Source organism: Halegenticoccus tardaugens (assembly GCF_004116405.1).
Classification (GTDB): Archaea; Halobacteriota; Halobacteria; order Halobacteriales; family Haloferacaceae; genus Halegenticoccus; species Halegenticoccus tardaugens.
This window is the reverse complement of sequence record NZ_SDIC01000002.1, coordinates 634877-657630: the sequence shown is the minus strand read 5'-3', so window position 1 is coordinate 657630 and position 22754 is coordinate 634877. Positions and strand designations below refer to the sequence as shown.

Genomic DNA, 22754 nt, shown 5'->3' with positions numbered 1-22754 from the left:
CGATACTCCCGAACAGTACTAAACCTTCTCCTGACACCGCCAAAATTAGTGTCGATATGTATATCCGTAACAGAGCAATGTCTCGCTTCATTTAAATTGTTTATCGGAGTTCCCTGGAATGTTTACCTCAAGTAGAACTGTTCTTTGCGAGATCACCGATCATTGATCGGCTTAAACGTCGAAGGAGTCTGGAATCGAATCCTCAACCTTCAACTGTCTAGCGACCTCTGTGAGCAGTTTGAGCGCCTCATTGCGAAACGGGACACCTTCTTCGAGGCGCTTGTGGCGCTTTTTGTATTCGATTTCACCTGGAAGTACCATTTTATCACCCTTCGCTGAAGGACCCGTGGGTACCGCATCTGAGCGATCGGCATTATGGACCAAATTGACGAGTGCTTCTATACGCCGTCGATTTGCCTTCCGCGTCGAAAAGCTTATGGGATCGACGAAGACGAACATCGCGCCATTATTGACGCTTCGTTCGTCGAATTGTCCGGAGACACGATGGTCCGCAACAACACCTGCAAATAGTTCTGCTATTATCGCGAGACCAAATCCCTTATAGCCTGTCGTGAGACCGCCAAGAGGTAACATTGCTCCTTGTCCTTCCTCTTCGAAAACCCGTGCTGCAGTGATGGCTTCGCCTGACTCGTCGACAGTCCATTCCTTGGGAATTGTTCGATCTTCCACGGAACGTTTTGTTATTTTTCCGTGGGCGACTTGACTAGTGGCCATATCAAGGACGACCGGGTGTGGAAGCACGTCGAACGTGGGAATGCCGAACGCCAACGGATTAGTCGACAGTAGGCGTTCGGCACTTCCTGGTATTGTCACGAGCGGGGAAGTACCACCGGTATTGACAAAGGCGGCAAAGCCGATTTCGGCGGCTGCTGCCCGCTCGGCCCACTCACCAATGCGGCCGAGGTGGGTGGCATTACGGACACCAACGACGGCAGAGCCTCCGTCACGAGCAAGTTCGACGCCGATGTCAACGGCACGACGGCCAACTACCTGACCGTACTGGAAGTTACCGTTTACCTGCGCGGTTGTTGGACTTAGCCGTTCGACTTCGACAGTTGCCTGAGGGCGGATCTCACCGCTCCTGACCATCTCAAGGTAAAGAGTTCCCATCCGGATAGATCCGTGAGAACCGTGGCCGCGGAGGTCAGACTCGACTAGTGACTCGGCCACCTCGGCGGCAATTCGATCAGACGTATCAAGTGACAAAACAAGCTCCCTGACTAACGACTCTAGCTCAGGTGCGTCAATCCGTCGCATACCTATAACTCATGCTATTGATTATTAAATCCTCACCTGAAATCTTCGATCTGCATGTTCCAACGGGTTGGCACAGTTTTGAAGGTATTTATATGTCCAGAATCATATACGCCACCGCTCGAAAATACCGTCGGTTTTACTGAATTAGTTCCATTGGTTCTATCCAGCCCACTCCGCCTGAGAAACAGTATCTCACCTTATTCGTCAATGGAGAAAATCTGTTTCTCTATTGAGAACCCACTAGGCTCGGAGAATTGTTCAAGTAGGCAAATTAGAATTCACGGAGGTTAAGGCGTTCATTGAACTTATTTCGAAAATTAATTCAGTGAATATTGATAGGTAGAAGGGAGCCCTACTTTGACGAAAACAGTGGCATAATGCCTGCACATGAGTGAGAGAGTCACACACACACACACACACACCATCGTACGACGATATTAAACAGATTAACCATATCTAAGAAACCACGTTGATTAGTAAACTGGCCAAAGAGCAGAAAGAGAATTCACGGCTTAGACGGGTGATGAGCTCCATTTCAAGCGGTATCTTAGCGAACGATAGCGAGTTAAGGGACTGAGAGCATGACAAACATAGATTCGTAATGTATAGGTTAGTATCTCACATTAAAGTGTGCGACCATAGCAAACAAGAAATTGGCAGCTAAAAATTGCGTCTGTAATTGAGGTGGTGAATGACTCAACCAACAGTATTGATTCAAAGTACGTAGATTAGGTGCAATTGGTAATACAGTCAGTCACCGTGAGTTGTAGAGCACTTTCAATTTCATACGGAAAGATGTCATAAAAGTATAACAACGGTGAGCGTTATTGATTCAGACTATGACACGGTCAACATCCCAGTGCAACTGTCGAGATCTTCCAAGGCACCAAACCTGAGCCTGGGGTAATAGGAAAGGAAAACTAGATGGCGGCGCTGCGGAACAGCGATTTCGATCATTTCGGCAGCGTCAACTGGGGCTGCAGTATGGACATCATGAAAAATTTATACTCTGCATTTTATTAAATTATAATAAATTTTTTATAGGAAGATTTACTATTTACGATATTGCCTAATGTGTCGGCTTACTCTATCAAAAGTTGTATTTTATACTTTTTTATTTTAATTAATTTATAATATATCAAAATTAAATTCAAAAGCGTTTTGTCGCCAGTTTGCGAGTCGTCAATAGATGCTACGAGAGAATAATTTTCGTCGACGACTTGAGTCCGACAAAGCAGTGCTCGGTGCGCGCTCAAAGACAATGACATCGATGCTCGTCGAAGTATACGGCCAGTTGGGGTTCGATTTTGTGTGGCTTGATTTCGAGCACGCTGGAAAGAGCCCCTACGATAGTACCGGGTTTGAATCAATCGTCAGGGCGGCTGAAAGTGTTGACATCGAACTGCTCGTCAGGGTACCGAACGAAGACCCGGCGCTTATCCATAAAGTGCTCGACACAGGCGTCTCGTCACTTTTGATTCCGCAAGTCGAGAGTGCTAAGGAGGTCCAACGTGCGGTCAAGGCTGCCCGCTTCTCATTTGATGGCGAACCGGGCAATCGAGGCTTCGGCGGTGGCCGCGACGCTATGTGGGGTGCCGACGTTGAAGGTTTCACTGAGCGTGAGGACGAGTCGGTCATTGTTGGAACAATGATAGAAACATTGGCGGCTGTGGAGGATATAGAGAACATCCTTAACGTGCCACACTTAGGATTCGTCTTTATCGGGCCGATGGACCTCTCCATCTCTATGGGGTATCCCGCGCAGACGGATCATCCTGAAGTGACCAATGCCATCGAGATAGTTGAGGATGCCTGCGCTGACGCTGGCGTTCCCATCGGTATTCCGAAACATGACACCGAAGGTGCTGTTAGTCTTCTTGAAAGAGGCTACCGCATCCTTCGAGTAGGCGATGAGGTGGATTCAGTTCGAGAGATCTTAGGAAACCGGCATAATGAACTTAGAAAAATAGATACTTAAACATGAATAAAAAGCCTCGACCGCCATTACATCACACAATGACTCCGGAAATGAATACTGTTTAGAAAGTTCGGGGGGTGAGTAAAGCATAGTGGTTGCAGCAGAATGTAAAGAGTGGCACTGTCTGGTTAGTAACCTCCTTGATTAGCGTTCGTCCGTTGAACAATTGATGCGGTCGTTGAAAGGAATTGTGCGAATTGACCAAACCACCTGCAAACATTTGACCGACTGCCAGCCCACGAATTACTGAACCGGTCGACGCTTATCTTTGGGGGTGTGAAATCACTTTTTGATCAGGTTTCGCTCGACTACGTCGGCCGACCGCTAAATCCTAATCGACATCATTCATGTTGGGCGTCTCACCGACTTCACGCTGAAGGCTAGCGTTGAAGGGGAGATAGACTACCTCAGTACTGACATCTGGCAAGTGTGGGCACCGTCTAGTTAGCACGGGTTGAGAGGCGAGCAGGTCGTAGAGCTAGTTTAGCAATGACGCTCGCAGACCTGCTAAGCGCGTACTATTCGACGGAATTTGATGAAACTTGGGAGCGCAAGCGGACGGCGATGCTCGTCAGGGTGTTCGCCGTCCATCTTCACGCTACCGGGTATTCGCTTCGAGAGACACAAGCGATTCTTCGATCACTCGGCGTTGAACGGTCGCACCAAGCTGTATGGCACTGAGTACCTCGGCTGGCTGACAGCGTGCCAGACACGCCGACGGCGCAGCTGTCGCGGGGCGCGGACGACGAGACCGCAGTCAAAATCAACGGCGAATGGTCTTGGCTGTACGCCGTAATAACCGTTGTTCCTATTGAACTCCCTATGTCGCACTGGGCTAGTGTACTATACTGCCCAATTACTTTCGTTGTCGAAGAAATTTAGAACCTTGCCGTCAACGAGTTTCGTTGGTGATGATCTAGTCATCTTCAGTTCCAGTGGTGTCGAGAATGGTACTAAGGGGAAAACTCGCCGGATTCAGGATCACTTCCGAGGTTCGGCTCTGCATAGCCGACACGGGTTTCAGAGACACAATCGCCACTTCTCGATGGAACCTTGTGGAAGATTCAAGAACACTGATTCCCTCCTCCAGAGGCGAGGGTCACAAGTAGATCTCCGGAAGTATGTTGTTAGTAGTCCCGACGGGAGCCGAGACTGTAATGGCATACTTTTTCCTTTCAGGTGGAAGAAGCGGCTAGCATTGAGATGTCACTGGACGACCTTACATCAACAGCGACACGTGTTGCAGCGCATCTTCGCTCGCTCGACGTTGACGGCCAGTCGTGGATTACGGGTGTCTCCATAAACGGTCTGCTCGCCGAGGGAAGTGACAAATCGGTTCAAACGGCCAAAGACCTCGTCGACAGAGCCGTCGCGACGCAGGACGACGACGGCCAATTGGGGTACGGACCGAGCTACCCCATTGAAGTGTTCAGCCACGGCCGAGAGTACGAGGCCAGCTGGGAGCTGACGGTGAAAAAGTGTATAAACACCAATAACACCACTGCCATCGGCCACGGCGTCCTTGACTTCTACGAACGGATAGACGAGGACCGCTACCTCAAGGCGGCGACCAGCGAGTATGAATCACTCATGTCGTTGGAGCGGACGGCCGACGGTGGTATCCCACATCATGACCCAGAGGTAGCGGGTATCAAGTCACTATGGATCGACTCAGTGTACATGATGTGTCCGTTCTTCGCCCGATACGGTGAGGCCGCGGACGCCGACGACGCGTTCAACGAAGCGGTCGAGCAGTTACTCGTCCACGCCGATCACCTCCGGGACTCGAACACGGGGCTGTTCCGCCACATCTGGGTCGAGACACCCGACCACTACCCACAGGGGACGTTCTGGGCGCGGGGGAACGGGTGGACGGCCGCCGCCTCCGTCGACGTGCTCGAACGACTGCCCGAATCTCATCCCCTCCGCGAGGAACTCGTTGCCCTGTTCGAGGACCACTGCGAGACGCTTCTGCCCCTGCAGGACGGCAGCGGGTTCTGGCACAACCTCGTCGACGACACCGACACACCGCTTGAGTCATCGGGGACACTGATGTTCGCGTACGCGTTCGCCCGTGGCATCGAACTCGAAATACTCGACGAGTCGACGTACCGACAGGCCGCGGAAGACGCCCTCGAAGCGGTGACCCGCATCGTCGACGAGGAGGGCGCAGTGCGGCGGATCGCAGGACCGCCTGGCGGACCCGAGGCACCGCTGACAGTGACGCCGTATGGACAGGGATGGTACCTCATGGCCACGTCCGCACTCGATCGATGATCCCGCGCTGAGGCGGTTTTTTACGCGTCGCGTGGAAGGAAAGGTATGATACGCGATAGAGACGCCCTTGCCGAGGGCCGTCACCGTGAAGTCGCGCTCGACTGCATCGAAGCCGCAGCTCGCTCGAACGTCGCGTCGACGGCGACGTGCTCAGAGTCTTTGGCACGACTATGACCTTGTCGGCTACGACCACGTCGTCCTCATCGGAGGCGGGAAGGTCACCGGCGGCGTCGCCGCGACACGGAGGAACTGCTCGGCGACCGAGGACCTACTGGAACTCGTCGACACGCTTCGAGAGCGATTTGGACCGCTTGCAACTCGAATCGAGAAGTCGACCGACGGGCTGGTCGGCGATCCAGATGGTCGATAAGGGTACAACGTACCGAGATGTCCATGAGGAGATTGGTATCGCCCTGTCGACGTTGTCCGGGGTAATGGAGCGCCGAGATCGGTACCTACAGGAGCATGAGAGATCATGACAGGCTCTATTATGCGTGTTTTCACGCCGCACAAGCAGTACTCTATGTAAAAGGATTTGAGCCTACTTCTCACCGAGGTGTTTCAACCCTTTTCGGCAAGGAAATCGTCCTCCCATCTCCCGATTTTATCCCTGTGAAAAGTGGATAGAACGGTTAATTTGAGGCTTCCTTTAAGTTGTCATCTCTCCTATCTACGGGGTAACCCGGTCGCTGAGGTAAAAACAGCGGAAAAGACGGGTAGGAGTGCTTTAAGTCAATCAAGAACACTGGAAGTAACGTCTGACGTGCGTCAGACGCAACTGCAGGAACCGGTTTCTTAGGCGAGAGAATCCCACCGTTTATGGCAGGCGTAAGCTACCCACGACTCAAGTCGTGGGGTTCCGCCTCGAATGTCGTCTGAATCGCCGCACGGTAGGTACACGTCCTTGGTGGCCGTACTGAATGCTATCTGACGCGGCGCGTCCGCATCCATGTCGAGACAATCGGACAATTTCGGAGTTCAGACCCGGGTCTCGCAGGTATCTCCCCACGTGAGAGGCGAGGATACCAACCCCATGTAAACCATGCACGGCGTAACACTTTGGGTGCCGCGAACCGTGCAACTTCGCGGGCTGAATACTTCGCTGTCGGCTTCGCAGACGCCCGGGGTGACTGGGGAGGAAGGCCCCTTTGACTGGGTTGTACGCGCTGAAAAGCATGTCCGGAGTCATAGCCGAACGGCGACCGCTGACACGGGACGCGAAAGCGTGCTTCACCGCCGAGGAAACGCGCAACCTGAATATCCCCTTCGGGAATCCCATCCCGTTAAGGGTGGGAGGAGGTCAACGAAATTCGTTGGCCGTGATCGTCTCGAGATAGTCGACGCTGACGTACTGGAATTCGACACGGTCGCTGAAGCCGTGCTGTGGCAGGAGCGTCTCGGCCGCTCGCCCTGCCGGTTTGTCGGTCGTCAGAAGAACGACCTGGTCCGCCTCTCCGGTGTCAAGAACCTGTGCAGCAAGCCCAACGAGGGCCGTGTCCGCTTTCTCGGTGATGTCCTCGTCGCGGTCGGTCTCGTTGGCGATGAACCGACGCGCTTCGTCCATCACCGTCGAAACGAGTGGGTTAGTGTAATCGAGTTCATCGGCGACGACGATCCAGCCCTCCTCGAATCCGTCAGGATAGGGAATGTTCCCCGAGGGATATGCGTCCGCTGCAGGATCCCCTCCGAGCTCTTCGTAGACGCGTTGTGGGATACGTAATGCGATACCGGCCTGTCGAACTGCTCGGCGAAGCCGTTGGAATTTGTCTTTGTCCGGCCCGCCACAGCGTACGAAGACGCCGGTATCGGCGATAGAGACCGTCGTCATGCAGCCGCGTTAGCGTATTCGGTAGCAACTGGTTCCAGCGCCTGGAGGATGATCTCGGCCTCGAGCGGTGAGAGATCAAGTTCCCGGGCCGCAATGCGATGGTTGACCGTGCCGTCGACGTACTCGTACGCGTACTCCAAGGCGACAGCAAGGCCGTCGAGGCCATGGCGCTCGATGTAAACGTCGATGTCCTCGTCCTCCTCACGGCGGGCAACGGCTGCGATAAGGGCCGGCGTGATCGTTTGGGTCTCGCCATCCGTCGAGAGCATGAGTGCAATCGACTCCCCGTCGTATTCGTACGGGCGCTGATCACGGGATTTTTTCACTAAGCCAGCGGTTTCGAGGTTCTTCACGTAGTCGTAGGCGGTCCCCTGTGGAATGTCGAGATCGTCGACGATCTCGGAAACGGTGACCGGACCGTGCTGCAAGATGTGGGCGTACAGCCGAGAGAGAGCTGGCGTTTCGAGGAGGTCAGCGACCGTCTGCAACTGCTGAATAGGTGGTCGGCCTGACCGAGGAGGTGAGTGAGCCATCTCGATTACGAATTATGGATAATTCGTGATAAGGATTTCGGTGGCAGAGCATCTTACTACCCAATCGACCATGCGGATAGTAAATATGCCACAGACAGTGACAGTAAACTCTGCGGGCGCTGTATCCTCTCCCTGCTCGCGGGTTCGCCGCTCGCTGAGGGAGGGGGCATAGCGCCCTCGATTAAAACTAAATCGGAGAAGGAGGGGGTTCCGCAGGGTCAAGACAGGCGGGAGTCAGAGCCTGTCGATTAGTGTGGTGGGCTCATTCGTGGCTAACTTCGATCGATCGGAGGTCTACTCTCTACCCTTCCACGAAATAGATACGATCGACAATCGCGTCTGCACCGTGGCGAATGAGCCCCACTAACTGTGGGAGCTGCTGGGCGTCCTTACCGCTTTGTTCAGCCGAGAGTGCGTCTGGTTTTTGACACCGAGTTCATCTTCACACTGCAACAGTCGAGCGTGGATCTGGGCGTCGGCTTTCATCCGTGTGATCTGCTCCTGTCGGAGATCTTCTGTGAGTTGCTCGGGACCGATTGCTTCAAAGTTGTCGGCACATTGGGAGGGTGCTTTTGTACGCTTACAGCTAGCGCTGAGGAGTCTGCCGATAGGGCGTTCAGCGAGTTCATCTAGCTGAACGACGTCGTCCCTCTTCCCTACACGTGAAGTGGTGATTCACTTACTCGGCCTTAGCGGCGAGATTAATGTACGGAAGCAAGAACTGGATAAGTTTTCGTTCGGCCTTTCGCAGGTGGTTCGAAGCGGTCGTTTTCGTGATATCCATCTCGTCGGCGAGGTCTTCGAGCGTGACCTGCCGCGGAATCTCGAAGTACCCACGTTCGGCCGCCGCGTTCAGGAACTCGCGTTGACGAGGTGGAATCGAGGAGAGGAGTTCCTGCCATTCGGCCCGACTTGGCATCACCTCGCGACGGAAATCCTCCGTGATCCGCTCGACAGTGACGTTGCCGAACTCGTCGAGGAACTCCATGACGCGGCTAACCGTCTCCGTATGTACACCCCCGTTCTCCTTCGCCGCTAGCTCGCGACGCAGCGAACTCGAATCGATCATAAAGTCCGCCGGCACTTTTCGCGCCTAGTCTGTCACGTCCTTCGCGACGAACCGCGCACTCTTGGGTTGCCGTCAACTCCTCGGCGGCCATTGTATCCGGAAGTGCAACGATCCGTTCTAACGGCGTGCTGAGGGAAGCGGATCGAGATGCATCCGCTTCCGTTTCGGATTCGGCCGGTTCGCCGAGTGAGTCCTCCAGGTTGGCGATCCACCGCCGGATGTCGGCTTTCCCTTTCTCGTCTCTTACACCTGCTGTAAGCAACCATTCTCCCGTGGCTGTCCCCATGACTGCCGTCGACTGCCGTTCGAGAAGCCGCACTCACCACTACCCATCCCACCAACCCAACCGCCCAGTCCTCACACCACGGGGGAACGTGAACCTAGCGTGACGTGAAGCCACCGGTTAGTCGGCCGCGATTACACCCGCGAGGGTGCGCCCGGCTTACAACAGCTGTAAGCCTCAGAGTTATCTGAGATTATCGACAAAAACGTCGACATTCAGAATCGAATTGATAGTTCACTACTCCTCATTACGCACGAGATCGGCGTAATTGCCGAAAAGTGCGACGACCTCTCGATCCTCTATGGTAGGAAAGTGATGAAACAAAGGAGCGTCAGAAACGTGCTCATCAACCTACAAATTCCATACAATGGGTCTGAAGAATTTCGTCCCCGAAATCGAGTCCGTCGAGGACGGCCCCCGTCTCAATCTCTGGCTCACCAGCGGATGTGAGCGAACCTCCGAGTGGGTGCGTCTTCCGTGACCGGTGTCCATTTGCGAGCCGGACTGTGAAACGTCATCTCCTGATCTCGTCGAGCTTCCTAATCGGAACCATCGCTCAGCCTGTTACTTCGTCGATCAAGCGGCGCAACTACGGCGAGAGGCGACTGATCCAGACACCTGGCAGATTTCGACGGAGGCGAACACCACTAACCGGGAACCACTGGAGCCGATCCTTGAGACGACGAACCTTCGCAAGTGGTACCACCAAAGCCAACTACTTCTTGACAGTCTGCGAGGGAATGAGCCGAACTACGTCCGCGCTGTCGACGGCGTGTCTGCTGAAGTCATCCTCTTCATAGCTGCGTTCGCAGAATTAAACCACTACCTCGACTACTGAGACCAGAGTCGATCCCTCACCGGACCAATCGAACAGTAAACACTAATGGTTGGACATTGAATTTGGCCCCCTTAACGAACAGCCACAGGTATTTTTAAGAAAATAGCACTGAAAAGAGTTATACTCCTCCAGCCTAGCAAATTATTTTGACTTCTATGATGAATATCTAGCAACACACCAGAATTAAGTCGGAGAATGGGCGACCTCAATCCACATTCCATGAGGGAGCTCGTAAACCGCTATCTCGGGCGTTTGACTCCGATTAAGATTAGTCGTTCAGGAGAGCTGATGAAGCTTTTATTCAACTAGTTCCGTGTTCAGCTGGCGCATGGTCGCAGCTGCGATCAGGACGTCGACCGAGTATACGACGAACTGCGCTCGTTTGCGAATGATTTTGTGACAGGGACAGGTACGTCATGAGGGCTCGGCTGGTTTGCCCATCGTTTTACGGCGCGGAAAATTACAACTCTAGATTAGTAATCGACGTTCGGTGGTGGCCTAGTTGAAATCTGCGGATGCACCGACGGAGGCCGGGTTGGTACTGGAGTAATCTGCCGAAATCATTCGAAATCGCGTTCGGTAATCCAGAATAGAGGTGGTACAGGACAAAACAGACGGTTGAGCAACAGATTCAGTTCCTCTCGTAGATTCGCGCGCTGAGCCGACATAGTGTGGGACTACGACGCAGTTTTCGGGCGGTCCAGCGGCTGTATTGGTATATTATAATTCACCACCGAGTAATTCAGAGCCGACCAAACGGGAATACTGAACGGCCTCTGTTCTAAATTAAAGAACGATAATTACTATCTACAAACATTCGTCACTATTGCTGACCTCGAGGATGGTTGTGCCGGAGTAGATCTCGCCGAGGTCAGAACCGCACTCCGTCGAGCGGGATGGCGGGTCACGACCACGGCTCAGAGGACACTGTCGGCGAATCCGCCGGCCACCGTCACCACCTCCCCCGTTACGTACGAGGCGGCGTCGCTGGCGAGGTAGATAGCCGCCCCCTCTGCCGTGCGAACCCGAGCGCGATGACCTGTCTGATACCGCTCGGCGCCGAGATCAGCTACGGCCTCGACGATCTTGACATGGGGCCGCACGTCGGCAAGAGCGAACTTGATAGCGCCCTCGAGTATCTCGACATCGGTCGGGAAGAGGGCGCTACGCTGGCGTACGGCAGCAGCGAACTCGACCGCGAGGGTTACTTCGTCGAACCAGCCGTCTTCACGGATGTCGAACTGGGCGTACGCATCGCCCAGGAGGAGATCTTCGGGCCGGTACTGTCGGTCATCCCGGTGAGCGACTACGAGCAGGCCATCGACGTCGCCAACGGCGTGAAGTACGGCCTCTCGGCGAGCATCGTCACTGACGACCATGATAAGGCTAACTGGTTCGTCGAGGACATCGACGCCGGCATCGTGAAGATCAACCAGAAGACGACCGGGCTGGAACTCCACGTCCTCTCCGACTGGGGCGTTCGACGACGTTCAGGACGAGCGTTCGTCATTCATCCTCGTCTTCGAGGACGACGTCCAGATGATCTCCTCGTCGAGTCAGAACGCCTACGAGGACAGCCAGCTCAAGATCACGGGCACTGAGGGACAGATCGAACTCCACCCCGCGTTCCACGGCGAGTGCGTCCTCCACCTCTCGTGGGGCGGCCTGTCGGTTAGAGTCGAACACGACGTGTTCGATGCCGAACGGGAGATGCGCGAGGAATTCGATTACTTTGCGAACCGGCTGCTCGCCGACGAGGCGGTTTTCCCCGATGGCCGCCACGGCCTACAGGACATACGCATTATCCGCGCGATCCACGAGACAGCGGACACCCGCGGGCCGGTCGAGCTGTGACGGAGTAGTTCGGCGGACCGTCGACCGACGACGTCGTCCGATCCGGATGGATCGCCAGCTGTACGTCTATTCCATGATTAATCAAACGGTTATTATACCGACCGCATACAAGCAGAAGTGAACGGCTCTCGCCCGATGCAGAACAATCTATATTTAGGTTCGCGAGTAAGGCGGGGTATGTCCCAGCCAAAACACCCCGTCCGCTCCGTCAACAGGGCTCTCGATATCGTCGAGGTGGTCCAGGAGCTCGACGGTGCGGGCGTTTCGGAGATCGCCGCTCGCGTCGACGTGGGTAAGAGTGCGGTTCACAACCACCTCAACACGCTCGTCAACAGGGAGTACCTCCTCAAGGAGGGCGACCAGTACCACATCGGCATCTCATTTTTCGGCCTCGGGGCGTACGCCCGGAACCGCATGGACATCTACGCCTCCGCGCGCTCGGAGGCTGATAAACTGGCAGACAACACGGACGAACTCGTGAACCTGCTCGTCGAGAAGAACGGAAAGGGCGTCTACCTCTACCAGGCCAGCGGGGAGAACGCCGTCGACCTTGATACGTACGAGGGCAAGCAGGTGTACCTCCACTGCACCGCCCTCGGCAAGGCGCTACTGGCGTTCCGCCCGCACGGGGAGGTCGTCGACGTCCTCGATACCCACGGCATGCCGAAGATGACGGAGTCGACCATTACGGACCGCGAGGAATTCTTCGAGGAACTCGAGCGCATCCGCGAGCAGAAGTTCGCGCTCGACTGCGAGGAGCGTCTCACCGGCCTCTGCTGCGTCGCCGCGCCCATCACCGACGAACAGGATCGTAGCATCGGCGCGATTAGCATCTCCTGTCCTCTACACCGCGTGAGCGACCAGCGCTTCCGGGAGGAACTGCCCGACGAGGTGCTCAGCACCGCGAACGTCATCGAACTCAGCCACAACTACTCGTGAGGCGACCCCCTGGCGTGGTGGCCGATGACCTTCCCCGGTAATTATATAATGCTTCTTTACGACAGTCTGGTCATGTTGTCGATAGATGATACTAGCGGCGATTCCGATTCGGAATCCGTCGAGAACCCGAGCGACAGGGCAGACGAGTATTCACGCCGCGGATTCATGGAGACAGCCGCTGCCGTCGGCGGCGCCGCGGCGACAACGGGCCTCTCCGGTTGCTTGGGGGGCGACGGCGGAACTGACGGCAACGGCGAACAGGACTTCCTGTGGTGGACTATGCGGGGGTACATCCCCGCGGAGACCGAAGCGATCAAACAGACGGCGAAGGGCTACGAGGACACCGCCGACGAGAACATCAATGTCTCCACAGAGGTCATCGTCTGGGACCAAGTGTTCCAGGAGTGGAGCGCTTCGATCGAGGGGCGGTCGATGCCGAACGTCTCCGAGATGGCCTGCGAACACGCGGTCGACTTCGGCAACCGCGGCGCCGCCCGGTCCAACACGGAGCTTTTTAACCAGTACGACGACTGGTACGACACCATCTCCGCGTGGGGGCGGTTTGACGGTGAGTTCTGGGGCCTCCCGTGGTTCATGGAACTCCGCACCAGCCACCTCAATATGAACCTCCTCGAGAAGGCGGGCGTGTCCAAGCCCCCCGAGACGTGGGCGGAACTCATCGAGGCCGGCCAAGCCGTCTCCGAGAACACGGATGCCTCCGGATTCACGACGCCGGGGGCGCAGGACTTCCCATCGGGGCAAAACATGGCCGCCTTCACGCACCAGTCGGAGGGGTCCTTCTACGGGTCCTCGGACGGCCAGTTCACTGTCGAGATCGACAGCGCGGCGTCGCTGTTCGCACACCTGTGGGCGTTAAGCCTCCGCGAGCAGTGGGGCATCATCCCCGGCGGCTGGGGGAGCGTCGATAGCACGTCCGGCGAGGAACTCTACAGGGAAGAGCGAACGGCCATCGCCCACCTGCCGACCGACCTCGCCCGCAGTCTCATCGACCCACAGGACGGCGTCAACCAGGAGGACAAGGAGCTCGCGGAGGCGACGGAACTGACGCCGATGCCCACCGGCCCGAACGGCGAACGGCAGTCGTTCATGGGTGGCAGTTGTCTGACGTCGTTCCGGAAGGAGGTCACCACCAACGACACCGACGCGAAGATCTCGGTCGGGTTCATGAACTACATGACCCAACCGGAGACGATGAACAAGTACTTTCCCGTGTCGGCGCCAAACTTCCTGCCGGTTCGGAAGGGGCAGGAGGAGATGGAGCTGTTCACCGATAATCCGACGAAGATTCCGGACTCGTGGCTGCAGACGCGACTAAAGCAGGCGCCGAACGCCGTCCGCTACGGCATCACCGGCGCCGGCCGCTGCGCGCCGTTCCTCGGCTCGATCGAGGGTAGCACGACCGGGTACTCGACCCCGATCTCGGGGATGATCGGATCCGACGACGACCCGAGGACGGCGTTGCGTAACGTCGGTAACGACATCCGGTCAATGATAAGTGACGCCGACTACACCGACTACGAACTGCAGCCGAAGAAACAGGGCCCGTCGCTCGATGACGCCCCCGACTCTGTCCAGCCGTGGATTAACGGCGACGGAGTGCCAAAGATATACAACCCCTATGAGTGAGGAATCGAGGTCCGCTCGCGGGGTTGTCCTTGGTCGGCGAGCAGCGACTCTTTGCCGGTAGTCACGCGAATAATCCATACAAATAAAGTAGTTGCACGTATCTATTTCGATAAAGCATGTCAAACACCACCTCGACATTCGGTGGGATTACTATCCCAGAGGAGTACCAGTACTGGTTCTCCAAGGAGAGCCTCTGGGGATGGGTGTTCCTGCTGCCGTCGCTGGCGGCGCTCGGACTAATAAGCGTCGTCCCGATCTTACGAGGTATCGCGCTGAGTTTCTATGAGTACGGCGGCCTCCGCGAGGATGTCTTCGTCGGACTCGAAAACTACGTCGAAGTGTTCGGCCTCCCGGACTTCTGGGTCGTCATGAAGAACACGTTCGTCTGGTCGTTCGCCTCTGTCGTCCTTATGGCGGCGATCGGACTGGGATTCGCTGTCCTGCTTAACCGCGAGTTCAAGGGCCGGTCGATTGCTACGACGCTCCTGTTGCTCCCGTGGACCATCCCCTTCATCGCGGTCGCGTTGAACTGGACGCTCCTGTTCAACTACGAACTCGGAATGTTCAACGGACTCATGAAGGTCCTCGGGTTCGGCGAGGGCATCCCGTGGTTGGGCCGCTCCCGCTACGCGCTGTTCTCCGTGATGGTGGCGTACGTCTGGCGGAATTTCCCGTTCTTCATGATCACGTTCCTCGCGGCAATGAAGGGGATTCCGCAGGATCTCTACGAGGCCGCCCGCGTCGACGGGTCGAACCGCCTGGACCTGTTCAGGCACATCACGCTGCCTTTCCTTCAGCCCATCGGCGTCGTTACGACATTGCTGATGAGCCTATGGACGCTGAATCACTTCACGCTCGTGTTCGTGATGACCGACGGCGGCCCCGGCAACTCCTCGATGGTGCTGCCGGTCTACATCTACCGCCAAGCGTTCATGCACAGCAACTTCGGGCTGGCGGCCGCCATCGCGGTTGTGATGCTGGTCATCATGCTCGGGTACGGGATGGTCTACCTACGGCTGTACCAGGAAGAAGTCGGAGGCAAGTAACATGGCGAGCAGACCGAGACACACGTCGAATCTGTTCGGTATCGATGTATCGCCGAAGGTCGAGAAGTGGGTGAAAGCCGTCGGCTTCCACGCGTTACTGTGGTCGCTGATATTCGTCGTCCTGCTGCCGGTGTTCTGGATGTTCATTGTGTCGCTGAACCAAGTTGCCTTCGACACGTTCATCAAGAACCCCGGCGCCTGGCTGGAGGGCGCCAGCCTCGACGCGTACCGTCGCATGTTGAACCAGACGAACTTCCCAACGTGGTTCCGCAACAGCGCCATCGTCACGGTGGCGTCCACGGTGCTGAGCATCCTTGTCTGCACGTTCGGCGCGTACAGCATCGGTCGCCTCCAGTTCAAGGGCCGCAAGGCCGTCGCGACGTTCCTGCTGCTCACGCAGATGTTCCCGCTCATCCTGGTGGCGGTACCGCTGTTCCTCATCTTCCGGAACATCGGCCTGTTCAACAGCCTCCTCGGCCTCACCATCGCATACGTCGCGTTCGTGCTGCCATTCTCCATCTGGATGCTTCGGGGGTTCTACGAGAACCTCCCCGAATCGCTGGAGGAGGCGGCGATGATCGACGGTAGCACCCGCATCGGCGCGGTCGTGCGGGTCGTCGTGCCGCTGTCAGCACCGGCGATCGCGACGACCGCCATCTTCGCGTGGATCTTCGCGTGGAATGAGTTCGTGATGGCACTCATCCTCATCAACGACGACGCGAAGACGACGCTCCCGCCGGGGCTGGGATCCTGGGTCGGCCAGTACACCCTCCAGTGGGACCTGATGATGGCCGGCGCGCTGGGGGCCACCCTGCCGTTGTTCGTCATCCTGTTTTTCCTCCAGAAGTACATCATCAACGGGCTCGCAGAGGGGGCGGTCAAGACGTAGCCGTCCCGCCGCCGCGGCGCCTTCGCGCCGGTTGCGTGCGACCAGCCGATCGAACAACGACCGAGGGCGCCGATAGAAGGACCAAAGTAATAAATAGTTACAATATGATTCTTAGTTCAATATGAGCCGGATCTTGTTCGACAGTGTAACGAAGGTCTACGAGGGGGACATCCTCGCAGTCGACGAGTTCGACCTCGAGATCGAGGACGGGGAGTTCCTGACACTCGTCGGTCCGAGCGGCTCCGGAAAGTCGACGCTGCTGCGGATGGTTGCAGGCCTCGAAGAGATCACCGACGGCGAAGTCCACATCGGAGACACGGTCGTCAATTGGCTGCCGCCGCGCAACCGCGACATCGCGATGGTGTTCCAGAACTACGCGCTGTACCCGCACCTGAAGGTCCGGGAGAACATGGCGTTCGGACTCAAGCGGTCGACGAACCTCTCGGCGGAGGAGATCAACGCCCGCGTCGAGGAGACCGCCGAACTGATGGGCATCGAGGAGCTGCTCGATCAGAAGCCGAAGCACCTCTCCGGCGGGCAGCGCCAGCGGGTCGCGACTGGTCGCGCCATCGTCCGGAATCCGGCGGTGTTCCTCTTCGACGAGCCGCTGTCGAATCTGGACGCGAAGCTGCGCAAGCACATGCGAACGGAACTGCAGCGTCTCCAGCAGGAACTCGTGACGACGACCATCTACGTCACCCACGACCAGGAGGAGGCAATGACGATGAGCGACCGTATCGCCATCCTCAACCACGGCGAACTCCAGCAGGTCGGCTCCCCTCGCGAGGTGTACAACAAGCCGGAGAACACGTTCGTCGCGCAGTTCATCGGCAGCCCCTCGATGAACATGTTCGTCTCGGAGCTCGATCGGACTGGCGAGCGGCCGCGGTTCCGGGGCGACGTCGACGTCGAGATCTCCGAGCGCGAGGCCGAGACCATCGCCGCGCAGAGCGACGCCGACCAGTTCCTGCTCGGCATCCGCCCCGAACACATCGAGGTGCACGAGACGGCCGTCGAGGGCTCCGTACCTGCGACCGTCGACATCATCGAACCCCTCGGGAGCAACGACCTGCTGTACTTCGACCTCGAGGACGGCACGGGCGTCGACGACGTCGTCGCCGACCACGTCGAGATCGGCGAGGACGAGCAGAGCGATGAGGAGGAGTACAAGGCGTTCATCCTCCCGGGGTCGATTCCCAACAGCTACGAGCGGAACGACGAGCGCGTCTACCTGACGCTCGATACGGATCACATGCACGTGTTCGACCCGGAAACCGGCGAGAACGTGAACAAGGGCTGGATGGCGACCGCGGACGCGCAGGCCGAGTCCGCCGCCGAGGCCAGCGACTGAGTCCCGTGACCCGAACCGAAACGCTCCGGGCGGCCGGATTCGAGCGGCGAACGGCCCCGGCTCCCCGGCCGAGTGCGTCCGCTTCGTTTCCATGAGCACCGACGATGTTCCCGAGTTCGGCCGCGACGCGGACGCAACCCCAGCCCCGCGAGTGTCGAGCGGCGGCGAGGTGAGCGAGCGCTCGTGGCGCCGACTCGGTCACGAGCTGACCCACGCGGGCAGCGTCCGCGACTGCGTCGGGACCGTCGAGCGATACGGCTGGCTCCCACCGCTGCTCGGCCTGCTCGTCCACGGCCTCTCGCGGGGCATCTTCGAGCACCTCGCAGAGCCGTTCGCGATGTCGCAGGGGTACGTCTTCGCCGGCTGGCCGCTCGCGCTGGGTATCAACCTCTTCTACGGACTCTTCTTCGTCGGGTTCACGTGGTTCCTCTACTTCGGCGTCGTCGGCGCGCTCGCGGGCTACTTCTCCGAGAAGACGACGCTCGACACGACCGTCTTCAAGATCGGTGGCTACCTGACGCTGCTTTTCGTCCCGCTGGTCGCCCTCGCGGCCGCGCTCGCGCTGACGATTCCGGCGCCGGACCCCGTCATCGCGGGCGCCGCGCCCGCGACGGAGGTCGCGGAGACGCACCGGGCGGTGAGAGACACCATCCAGATGCGGATCGTCGATGTCACGATGGCCGGCGGGTGGATACTCGTCGGGGTCCTAATGCTCCCCGTCGTGAGCGAACTGTACGACGTCGACAAGAAGGCGAGCGTCCTCTCGGTGCTCCCGGTGACGCTGGTCGCGGTGACCGCGACCCAACTCCTCTAGTTCTCCGGCATCTCGCCGGGTCCGTACGTCGGCTCGCCGAGCACGCGGTCGACCGTCGGCTCGCGCTCGTCGAGCAGCACGCCATCGATGCGAGTGAGGACATTGATGAACTCGACGGCGCGGATCAGCCCCGATACCCGAATTTGGAAGGGGTCGAGTCCTCCCCCGTCCGCGGTCACGTCGTCGACGATCGTCCCGTCGGCGGAGACGGCCGCCCGGCCGTGACCCGCGTCGTGGCGGGTGCGCAGGTCCGCCAGCGCGCCGAGCGGATCCAGTCCGGAGTTGCGCGCGAGCGTCTTTGGGATGGACTCCAGCACGTCCGCGAACGCCTCGACGGCGAGCTGCTCGCGGCCGTCGAAGCGGGTCGAGAGCGCCCGGACCTCCCCCGCGGCCGCCAGTTCGGCGGCGCCGCCGGCGGGTAACGCCGTCGGGTTCAGCACACAGGCACGCAGGGCGTTCTTCCCGTCCCGAATCCGTCGCTCGGCCTCCTCGGCTGCCGTCTGCGTGCCCCCCCGGACGACGAGCGTGACGGCGGGCGCGTCGACGCCCGCGGGCGGCTCGAAAGCGACCCAGTCATCGTCGCGGCCGGTGTCGCGGAACCGGACCGTCGCCTTCCCGAGGACGGTCTCGTCGATCAGAGTGTTCGGCCGGATCGGCCCACGGGGGCTCGCGCCGGTCGCGCGGGCGATGTACCTGAAGTCCGTCGTCTTCACGTTCCGGAGGAGTATCGCCCCATGGTGTGCCAACTCCTTCGCGACGGCCATGTCGACGTCGCCGGTCGCGACGACGGCGACCGCTCCCGTCAGCGCGACGTTCGCGGCGATGGCTTCGCTCTCGTCGAGGCCGCCGACGGTCCGCTCGACATCACCCTCGGACTCAACGTTGATGTTCACGTCCGCCGAGAGGCTCCGTGACTGGAGCGCGCCGTCGACGAGCAGCACCGGGCCGGTCGCTGGCAGGAGCCGCTCGGCGGTCACGACGGTCTCCGGGAGAACAACGCCCTCAACGAGTTCCGTGTCGGTCACCTCGCCGCCGGGGACGGTGACCGTCTTCGCGTGGTCGAGGCGGACACTTCCCGTCTCAGGGTCAGAGACGCGCACGACCGCGTCGACGACCGTGTCCGCGATCGCTCCGAGCGGCCACTCCTTCTCGCGGCCATTCGTCATCCCAGTCATCACAACGGCGCGCAGTTTCTCACGGTCCAACTTGCCGCTCGCGTCCGCCAGCGAAATCGACGTGTCGGTCCACGTCTCGAGCGTCCGCTGGGCGCCGATGGAGAACCCCTCGACGACGTCGTTGGGGTGGATGCCCCGGTCGGCGAGGTCCATCGCCGTCGCCAGCAGCTCCGACGCCAGCAGCGTCATGGTCGTCGCGCCGTCGCCGTAGTCGTCCTCGTGGTCCTCGACGGCCCGGATGAAGTGCTTAGCTATCGGGTGGTCCGTCTCTCCGTCGAACTCCTCGATGATGGCGCTGCCGTCGTTGCTGGCGAAGTAGCGAAGTTCGTCGTCGGGCATCCGCCGAACGATCATCTTGTCCATCCCCTGCGGACCGAGGGTGCTCCGGACCAGACTCCCCATCTGCCGGGACGCATCACGAATCATCTGCCGGGTCTCACGGGACGGCACTGACGACCATCCCGTGTACAGGTCGTTCGTTGTCATGGTAGCTCCGTCGACGAGAGTACGTATCGATACTGACGGCGGGTATTAATCGCTTCGGCGCTCCCCTGCGACCGACGTCGGGTCACTGGACTAGCAGCTTGTCGTACACGAACAGTGCGGCGATGAGCACCAGCGAGCCGTACGCGACCTCCACGACGAGCGGCTCACCTCGCCCGCGGAACCACATCAGGCCGAGGACCATGACGGCGATCGTCGCTACTATCAGCGCGAGGAGCAACCCGATGTTGCTCCGCTTCCGGAGATTGACAGACATTGCCAGCCTCTTCACCGTCCCGGATTAAAAAATCCGCGGTTTGCGGGGTCCAGCTTCCCGTCGACGGGCGTCTCGCCGCCCCGGACACTTGCGAGGCACCCGCCCGACCCCCGCCAGTTATTATCACGCTCGACGACAGTGTTCACGATGCGTACTGGCGTGTGCTACTTCCCGGAACATTGGCCGCGAGAGCGGTGGGCCGACGACGTCGAACGGATGGCGGCCGCCGGCATCGACTACGTCCGAATGGCGGAGTTCGCCTGGAGTCGCCTCGAACCCGAACCCGGCGCGTACGACTTCGAGTGGCTGGCCGATGCTGTCGACCTCGTCGGCGACAGCGGCATGCGCGCCGTCCTCTGCACGCCGACGGCGACGCCGCCGAAGTGGCTCCTCGACGAGTACCCGAGCGTCCGGCAGGAGCGTCCCGACGGCACGCCACTGGAGTTCGGCAGCCGCCGACACTACTGCTTCAATTCCCCGGCGTACCGCCGCGAGAGTCGGCGCATCACAGAGCGCACGGCCGAGCGCTTCGCGAACTCGCCGCACGTCGCCGGCTGGCAGACCGACAACGAATTCGGCTGTCACGACACGGTCCGCTGTTACTGCGACGACTGTGCGTCGGCGTTCCGCGCGTGGCTCCGCGACCGGTACGATACGATCGACGCGCTCAACGAGGCGTGGGGGAACGTCTTCTGGAGTCAGGAGTACGCCGACTTCCACGAGGTGGACCCGCCGGGGCCGACGCCCGCCTACCACCATCCGAGTCGACTCCTCGATTACTCCCGGTTCGCCTCCGACAGCGTCGTCGACTACAACCGACTGCAGGTGGACCTCCTCCGGGAGGCGAACGACGACTGGTTCGTCACCCACAACTTCATGGGCGACTTCGAACAGCTGGACGCCTTCGAAGTGAGCGCCGACCTCGACTTCGCCGCGTGGGATTCCTACCCGACGCTGCACGGCCAGCGGGCGCCGGACACGCCCGACCCGGCGGACGCCACCGCTGCGACCGTTCAGCGGGTTGGCGACCCCGACGTCACCGGCATGAACCACGCGCTGTTCCGCGGCGCGAGCGGCGGTCCCTTCTGGGTTATGGAGAACCAGGCGGGCGACGTCCGCGCGTACCCGTACTCCGCAGAACCCGCCGACGGGATGATGCGACTGTGGGCCCACCAGGCGGCCGCCCACGGCGCCGACGTCGTCTCATACTTCCGGTGGCGGCGCTGCCGGTTCGGTCAGGAGCAGTACTGGGGTGCGCTCAACAATTACGACGGCTCGCCCGACCGCGGCCTCCCCGAGGCCGCCGAGGCGGCCGCCGAATTCGCGCGACTGCCCGACCTCGACGCGCCTGTCGGCAACGTCGCTGTCCTGTTCGACTACGACAGCATGTGGGCGCTTCATGCCGAGCGGCACGCGCCGGAGTTCGACTACTGGGCGCACCTCCGGACGTACTACCGTGCGCTCCGCCGACGGGGCGTCACCGTCGACTTCGTTCCCGCCGACGCCGATCTCGACGGCTACGCCGCGGCGGTCGCGCCCGCACTCCACCTCGTCCCCGACGACCTCGCCGCCCGACTGGCGGACTACGTCACCGACGGCGGCGAGTTGTTGCTGACAGTCCGGTCGGCGACGAAGGACGAACACGACACGCTGCGCGACGAACTTGCGCCAGGTCCGCTGACCGACGTCGTCGGCGCGCGCGTTGAACAGCACGAGAGTCTCTCCCCGGGCCTGGAGACCCGCGTCGAGTTCGATGGCGACGCCTACGGCTACCGGACGTGGGCGGAGTGGCTCGTTACGGACGGCGCGACGGTCGTCGGCCATCACCGCTCGGACGTCGCCGCTGGCAATCCCGCCGTGGTTCGCAACGCCCACGGCGACGGTCACGCCACCTACGTCGGCGTCTGGCCCGAGGCCGACCTGGCGGACGCGCTCACGGTCGATGTACTCGACCGCGCCGATGTCCCTATCTGCGACCGCCTCCCCGAGGACGTCCGTCTCTCGGAGCGTGATGGCCACACCTGGGTCACCAACTTCCGCACGGACGCCGTCTCCGTCGACCCAGGTTCGAACGAGATCGTCCTCGGCGAGGACACCGTGCCCGGCCGCGACCTCGCCGTCGTCGCCGGTCCGTCCCACGCGATTACGGTCGAACGGTCGTAGCGTCGCGTCTCGGACGGATGATAATCAGAAAC

The 22754-nt window shown here is 59.3% G+C and carries 16 protein-coding genes and 5 pseudogenes; 14 read left to right on the top strand and 7 right to left on the bottom strand.

Translation table 11 applies throughout. The features are described from left to right. Positions 1–171: 171 nt before the first annotated feature. Positions 172–1278 carry an Ldh family oxidoreductase gene (locus tag C3L37_RS07195; RefSeq protein ID WP_129113916.1) on the bottom strand — a complete coding sequence of 369 codons (1107 nt, stop codon included), beginning with the start codon at positions 1276–1278 and terminating at the stop codon, positions 172–174. A 1189-nt stretch (positions 1279–2467) separates the two neighbouring features. On the opposite strand from C3L37_RS07195, the gene C3L37_RS07190 reads away from it, so the two are divergent. The 4 genes and pseudogenes from C3L37_RS07190 (at position 2468) to C3L37_RS07175 (ending at position 5903) form a co-directional block, all read left to right on the top strand. Next, positions 2468–3256: an HpcH/HpaI aldolase family protein gene (locus tag C3L37_RS07190; protein WP_129113915.1), complete on the top strand. Its 789-nt coding sequence runs from the start codon at positions 2468–2470 to the stop codon at positions 3254–3256. A gap of 489 nt (positions 3257–3745) precedes the next feature. Then, positions 3746–4054 (top strand): annotated as a pseudogene (locus tag C3L37_RS07185) (IS6 family transposase); the annotation flags it as partial. 405 nt (positions 4055–4459) lie between these two features. Beyond that, the gene (locus C3L37_RS07180) at positions 4460–5533 is read left to right on the top strand and encodes a glycoside hydrolase family 88/105 protein (RefSeq protein ID WP_129113914.1); all 1074 of its coding nucleotides are present in this window, start codon (positions 4460–4462) and stop codon (positions 5531–5533) included. Positions 5534–5618: 85 nt separating this feature from the next. Continuing rightward, the gene (locus C3L37_RS07175; protein WP_129113913.1) at positions 5619–5903 is read left to right on the top strand and encodes a hypothetical protein; all 285 of its coding nucleotides are present in this window, start codon (positions 5619–5621) and stop codon (positions 5901–5903) included. Positions 5904–6833: 930 nt separating this feature from the next. On the opposite strand, the gene C3L37_RS07170 is transcribed toward C3L37_RS07175, so the two are convergent. From C3L37_RS07170 to C3L37_RS07160, 3 genes are all read right to left on the bottom strand, one after another. After that, positions 6834–7361 (bottom strand): hypothetical protein, encoded by a 528-nt coding sequence (locus C3L37_RS07170; RefSeq protein ID WP_129113912.1) that lies wholly within the window; start codon positions 7359–7361, stop codon positions 6834–6836. Further along, positions 7358–7894: a DUF7437 domain-containing protein gene (locus C3L37_RS07165; protein ID WP_129113911.1), complete on the bottom strand. Its 537-nt coding sequence runs from the start codon at positions 7892–7894 to the stop codon at positions 7358–7360. The genes C3L37_RS07170 and C3L37_RS07165 overlap by 4 nt, the downstream gene beginning before the upstream one ends. Before the next feature lie 679 nt (positions 7895–8573). Next, complete coding sequence (locus tag C3L37_RS07160; RefSeq protein ID WP_228546148.1) at positions 8574–8882, bottom strand: helix-turn-helix domain-containing protein; 309 nt, start codon at positions 8880–8882, stop codon at positions 8574–8576. Between the two features lie 553 nt (positions 8883–9435). Between C3L37_RS07160 and C3L37_RS25720 the strand changes: the two are divergent. Beyond that, positions 9436–10033: pseudogene (locus C3L37_RS25720) on the top strand (oligopeptide/dipeptide ABC transporter ATP-binding protein); the annotation flags it as partial. A gap of 968 nt (positions 10034–11001) precedes the next feature. On the opposite strand, the pseudogene C3L37_RS25715 reads toward C3L37_RS25720, so the two are convergent. Continuing rightward, a pseudogene (locus C3L37_RS25715) lies at positions 11002–11097 on the bottom strand (SDR family NAD(P)-dependent oxidoreductase); the annotation flags it as partial. A gap of 57 nt (positions 11098–11154) precedes the next feature. Here C3L37_RS25715 and C3L37_RS25710 point away from each other — a divergent pair. The 8 genes and pseudogenes from C3L37_RS25710 to C3L37_RS07120 form a co-directional block, all read left to right on the top strand. Further along, positions 11155–11547, top strand: a pseudogene (locus C3L37_RS25710) (aldehyde dehydrogenase family protein); the annotation flags it as partial. 13 nt (positions 11548–11560) lie between these two features. Then, positions 11561–11938 (top strand): annotated as a pseudogene (locus C3L37_RS07150) (gfo/Idh/MocA family oxidoreductase); the annotation flags it as partial. 177 nt (positions 11939–12115) lie between these two features. Continuing rightward, complete coding sequence (locus C3L37_RS07145) at positions 12116–12877, top strand: IclR family transcriptional regulator (protein ID WP_129113907.1); 762 nt, start codon at positions 12116–12118, stop codon at positions 12875–12877. 165 nt (positions 12878–13042) lie between these two features. Further along, positions 13043–14524 carry an ABC transporter substrate-binding protein gene (locus C3L37_RS07140; protein ID WP_228546147.1) on the top strand — a complete coding sequence of 494 codons (1482 nt, stop codon included), beginning with the start codon at positions 13043–13045 and terminating at the stop codon, positions 14522–14524. A gap of 116 nt (positions 14525–14640) precedes the next feature. Beyond that, positions 14641–15570 (top strand): carbohydrate ABC transporter permease, encoded by a 930-nt coding sequence (locus tag C3L37_RS07135; RefSeq protein WP_129113905.1) that lies wholly within the window; start codon positions 14641–14643, stop codon positions 15568–15570. Between the two features lies 1 nt (position 15571). Beyond that, the gene (locus tag C3L37_RS07130; RefSeq protein WP_129113904.1) at positions 15572–16459 is read left to right on the top strand and encodes a carbohydrate ABC transporter permease; all 888 of its coding nucleotides are present in this window, start codon (positions 15572–15574) and stop codon (positions 16457–16459) included. Between the two features lie 121 nt (positions 16460–16580). Beyond that, entirely contained in the window at positions 16581–17810 is a 1230-nt protein-coding gene (locus tag C3L37_RS07125; RefSeq protein WP_129113903.1) for an ABC transporter ATP-binding protein, read from the top strand. Between the two features lie 91 nt (positions 17811–17901). Next, positions 17902–18624 (top strand): hypothetical protein, encoded by a 723-nt coding sequence (locus tag C3L37_RS07120; RefSeq protein WP_129113902.1) that lies wholly within the window; start codon positions 17902–17904, stop codon positions 18622–18624. Here C3L37_RS07120 and C3L37_RS07115 read toward each other — a convergent pair. Together C3L37_RS07115 and C3L37_RS07110 are read right to left on the bottom strand one after the other, a co-directional pair. After that, positions 18621–20285, bottom strand: coding sequence for a TCP-1/cpn60 chaperonin family protein (locus tag C3L37_RS07115; protein WP_129113901.1), 1665 nt, complete (start codon positions 20283–20285; stop codon positions 18621–18623). The genes C3L37_RS07120 and C3L37_RS07115 overlap by 4 nt on opposite strands. 82 nt (positions 20286–20367) lie before the next feature. Then, entirely contained in the window at positions 20368–20559 is a 192-nt protein-coding gene (locus tag C3L37_RS07110) for a hypothetical protein (protein ID WP_129113900.1), read from the bottom strand. 147 nt (positions 20560–20706) lie between these two features. Between C3L37_RS07110 and C3L37_RS07105 the strand changes: the two genes are divergently transcribed. Then, positions 20707–22722 (top strand): beta-galactosidase, encoded by a 2016-nt coding sequence (locus C3L37_RS07105; RefSeq protein ID WP_129113899.1) that lies wholly within the window; start codon positions 20707–20709, stop codon positions 22720–22722. Positions 22723–22754 lie beyond the last annotated feature (32 nt).

Bases quoted from the DNA above. Each gene is read 5' to 3' on its own strand.
- C3L37_RS07105 (WP_129113899.1), top strand. From the start codon at position 20,707: ATGCGTACTGGCGTGTGCTACTTCCCGGAACATTGGCCGCGAGAGCGG.
- C3L37_RS07145 (WP_129113907.1), top strand. From the start codon at position 12,116: ATGTCCCAGCCAAAACACCCCGTCCGCTCCGTCAACAGGGCTCTCGAT.
- C3L37_RS07110 (WP_129113900.1), bottom strand. From the start codon at position 20,559: ATGTCTGTCAATCTCCGGAAGCGGAGCAACATCGGGTTGCTCCTCGCG.
- C3L37_RS07135 (WP_129113905.1), top strand. From the start codon at position 14,641: ATGTCAAACACCACCTCGACATTCGGTGGGATTACTATCCCAGAGGAG.
- C3L37_RS07180 (WP_129113914.1), top strand. From the start codon at position 4,460: ATGTCACTGGACGACCTTACATCAACAGCGACACGTGTTGCAGCGCAT.
- C3L37_RS07115 (WP_129113901.1), bottom strand. From the start codon at position 20,285: ATGACAACGAACGACCTGTACACGGGATGGTCGTCAGTGCCGTCCCGT.
- C3L37_RS07195 (WP_129113916.1), bottom strand. From the start codon at position 1,278: ATGCGACGGATTGACGCACCTGAGCTAGAGTCGTTAGTCAGGGAGCTT.
- C3L37_RS07165 (WP_129113911.1), bottom strand. From the start codon at position 7,894: ATGGCTCACTCACCTCCTCGGTCAGGCCGACCACCTATTCAGCAGTTG.
- C3L37_RS07130 (WP_129113904.1), top strand. From the start codon at position 15,572: ATGGCGAGCAGACCGAGACACACGTCGAATCTGTTCGGTATCGATGTA.
- C3L37_RS07140 (WP_228546147.1), top strand. From the start codon at position 13,043: ATGGAGACAGCCGCTGCCGTCGGCGGCGCCGCGGCGACAACGGGCCTC.
- C3L37_RS07170 (WP_129113912.1), bottom strand. From the start codon at position 7,361: ATGACGACGGTCTCTATCGCCGATACCGGCGTCTTCGTACGCTGTGGC.
- C3L37_RS07125 (WP_129113903.1), top strand. From the start codon at position 16,581: ATGAGCCGGATCTTGTTCGACAGTGTAACGAAGGTCTACGAGGGGGAC.
- C3L37_RS07160 (WP_228546148.1), bottom strand. From the start codon at position 8,882: ATGGAGTTCCTCGACGAGTTCGGCAACGTCACTGTCGAGCGGATCACG.
- C3L37_RS07120 (WP_129113902.1), top strand. From the start codon at position 17,902: ATGAGCACCGACGATGTTCCCGAGTTCGGCCGCGACGCGGACGCAACC.
- C3L37_RS07190 (WP_129113915.1), top strand. From the start codon at position 2,468: ATGCTACGAGAGAATAATTTTCGTCGACGACTTGAGTCCGACAAAGCA.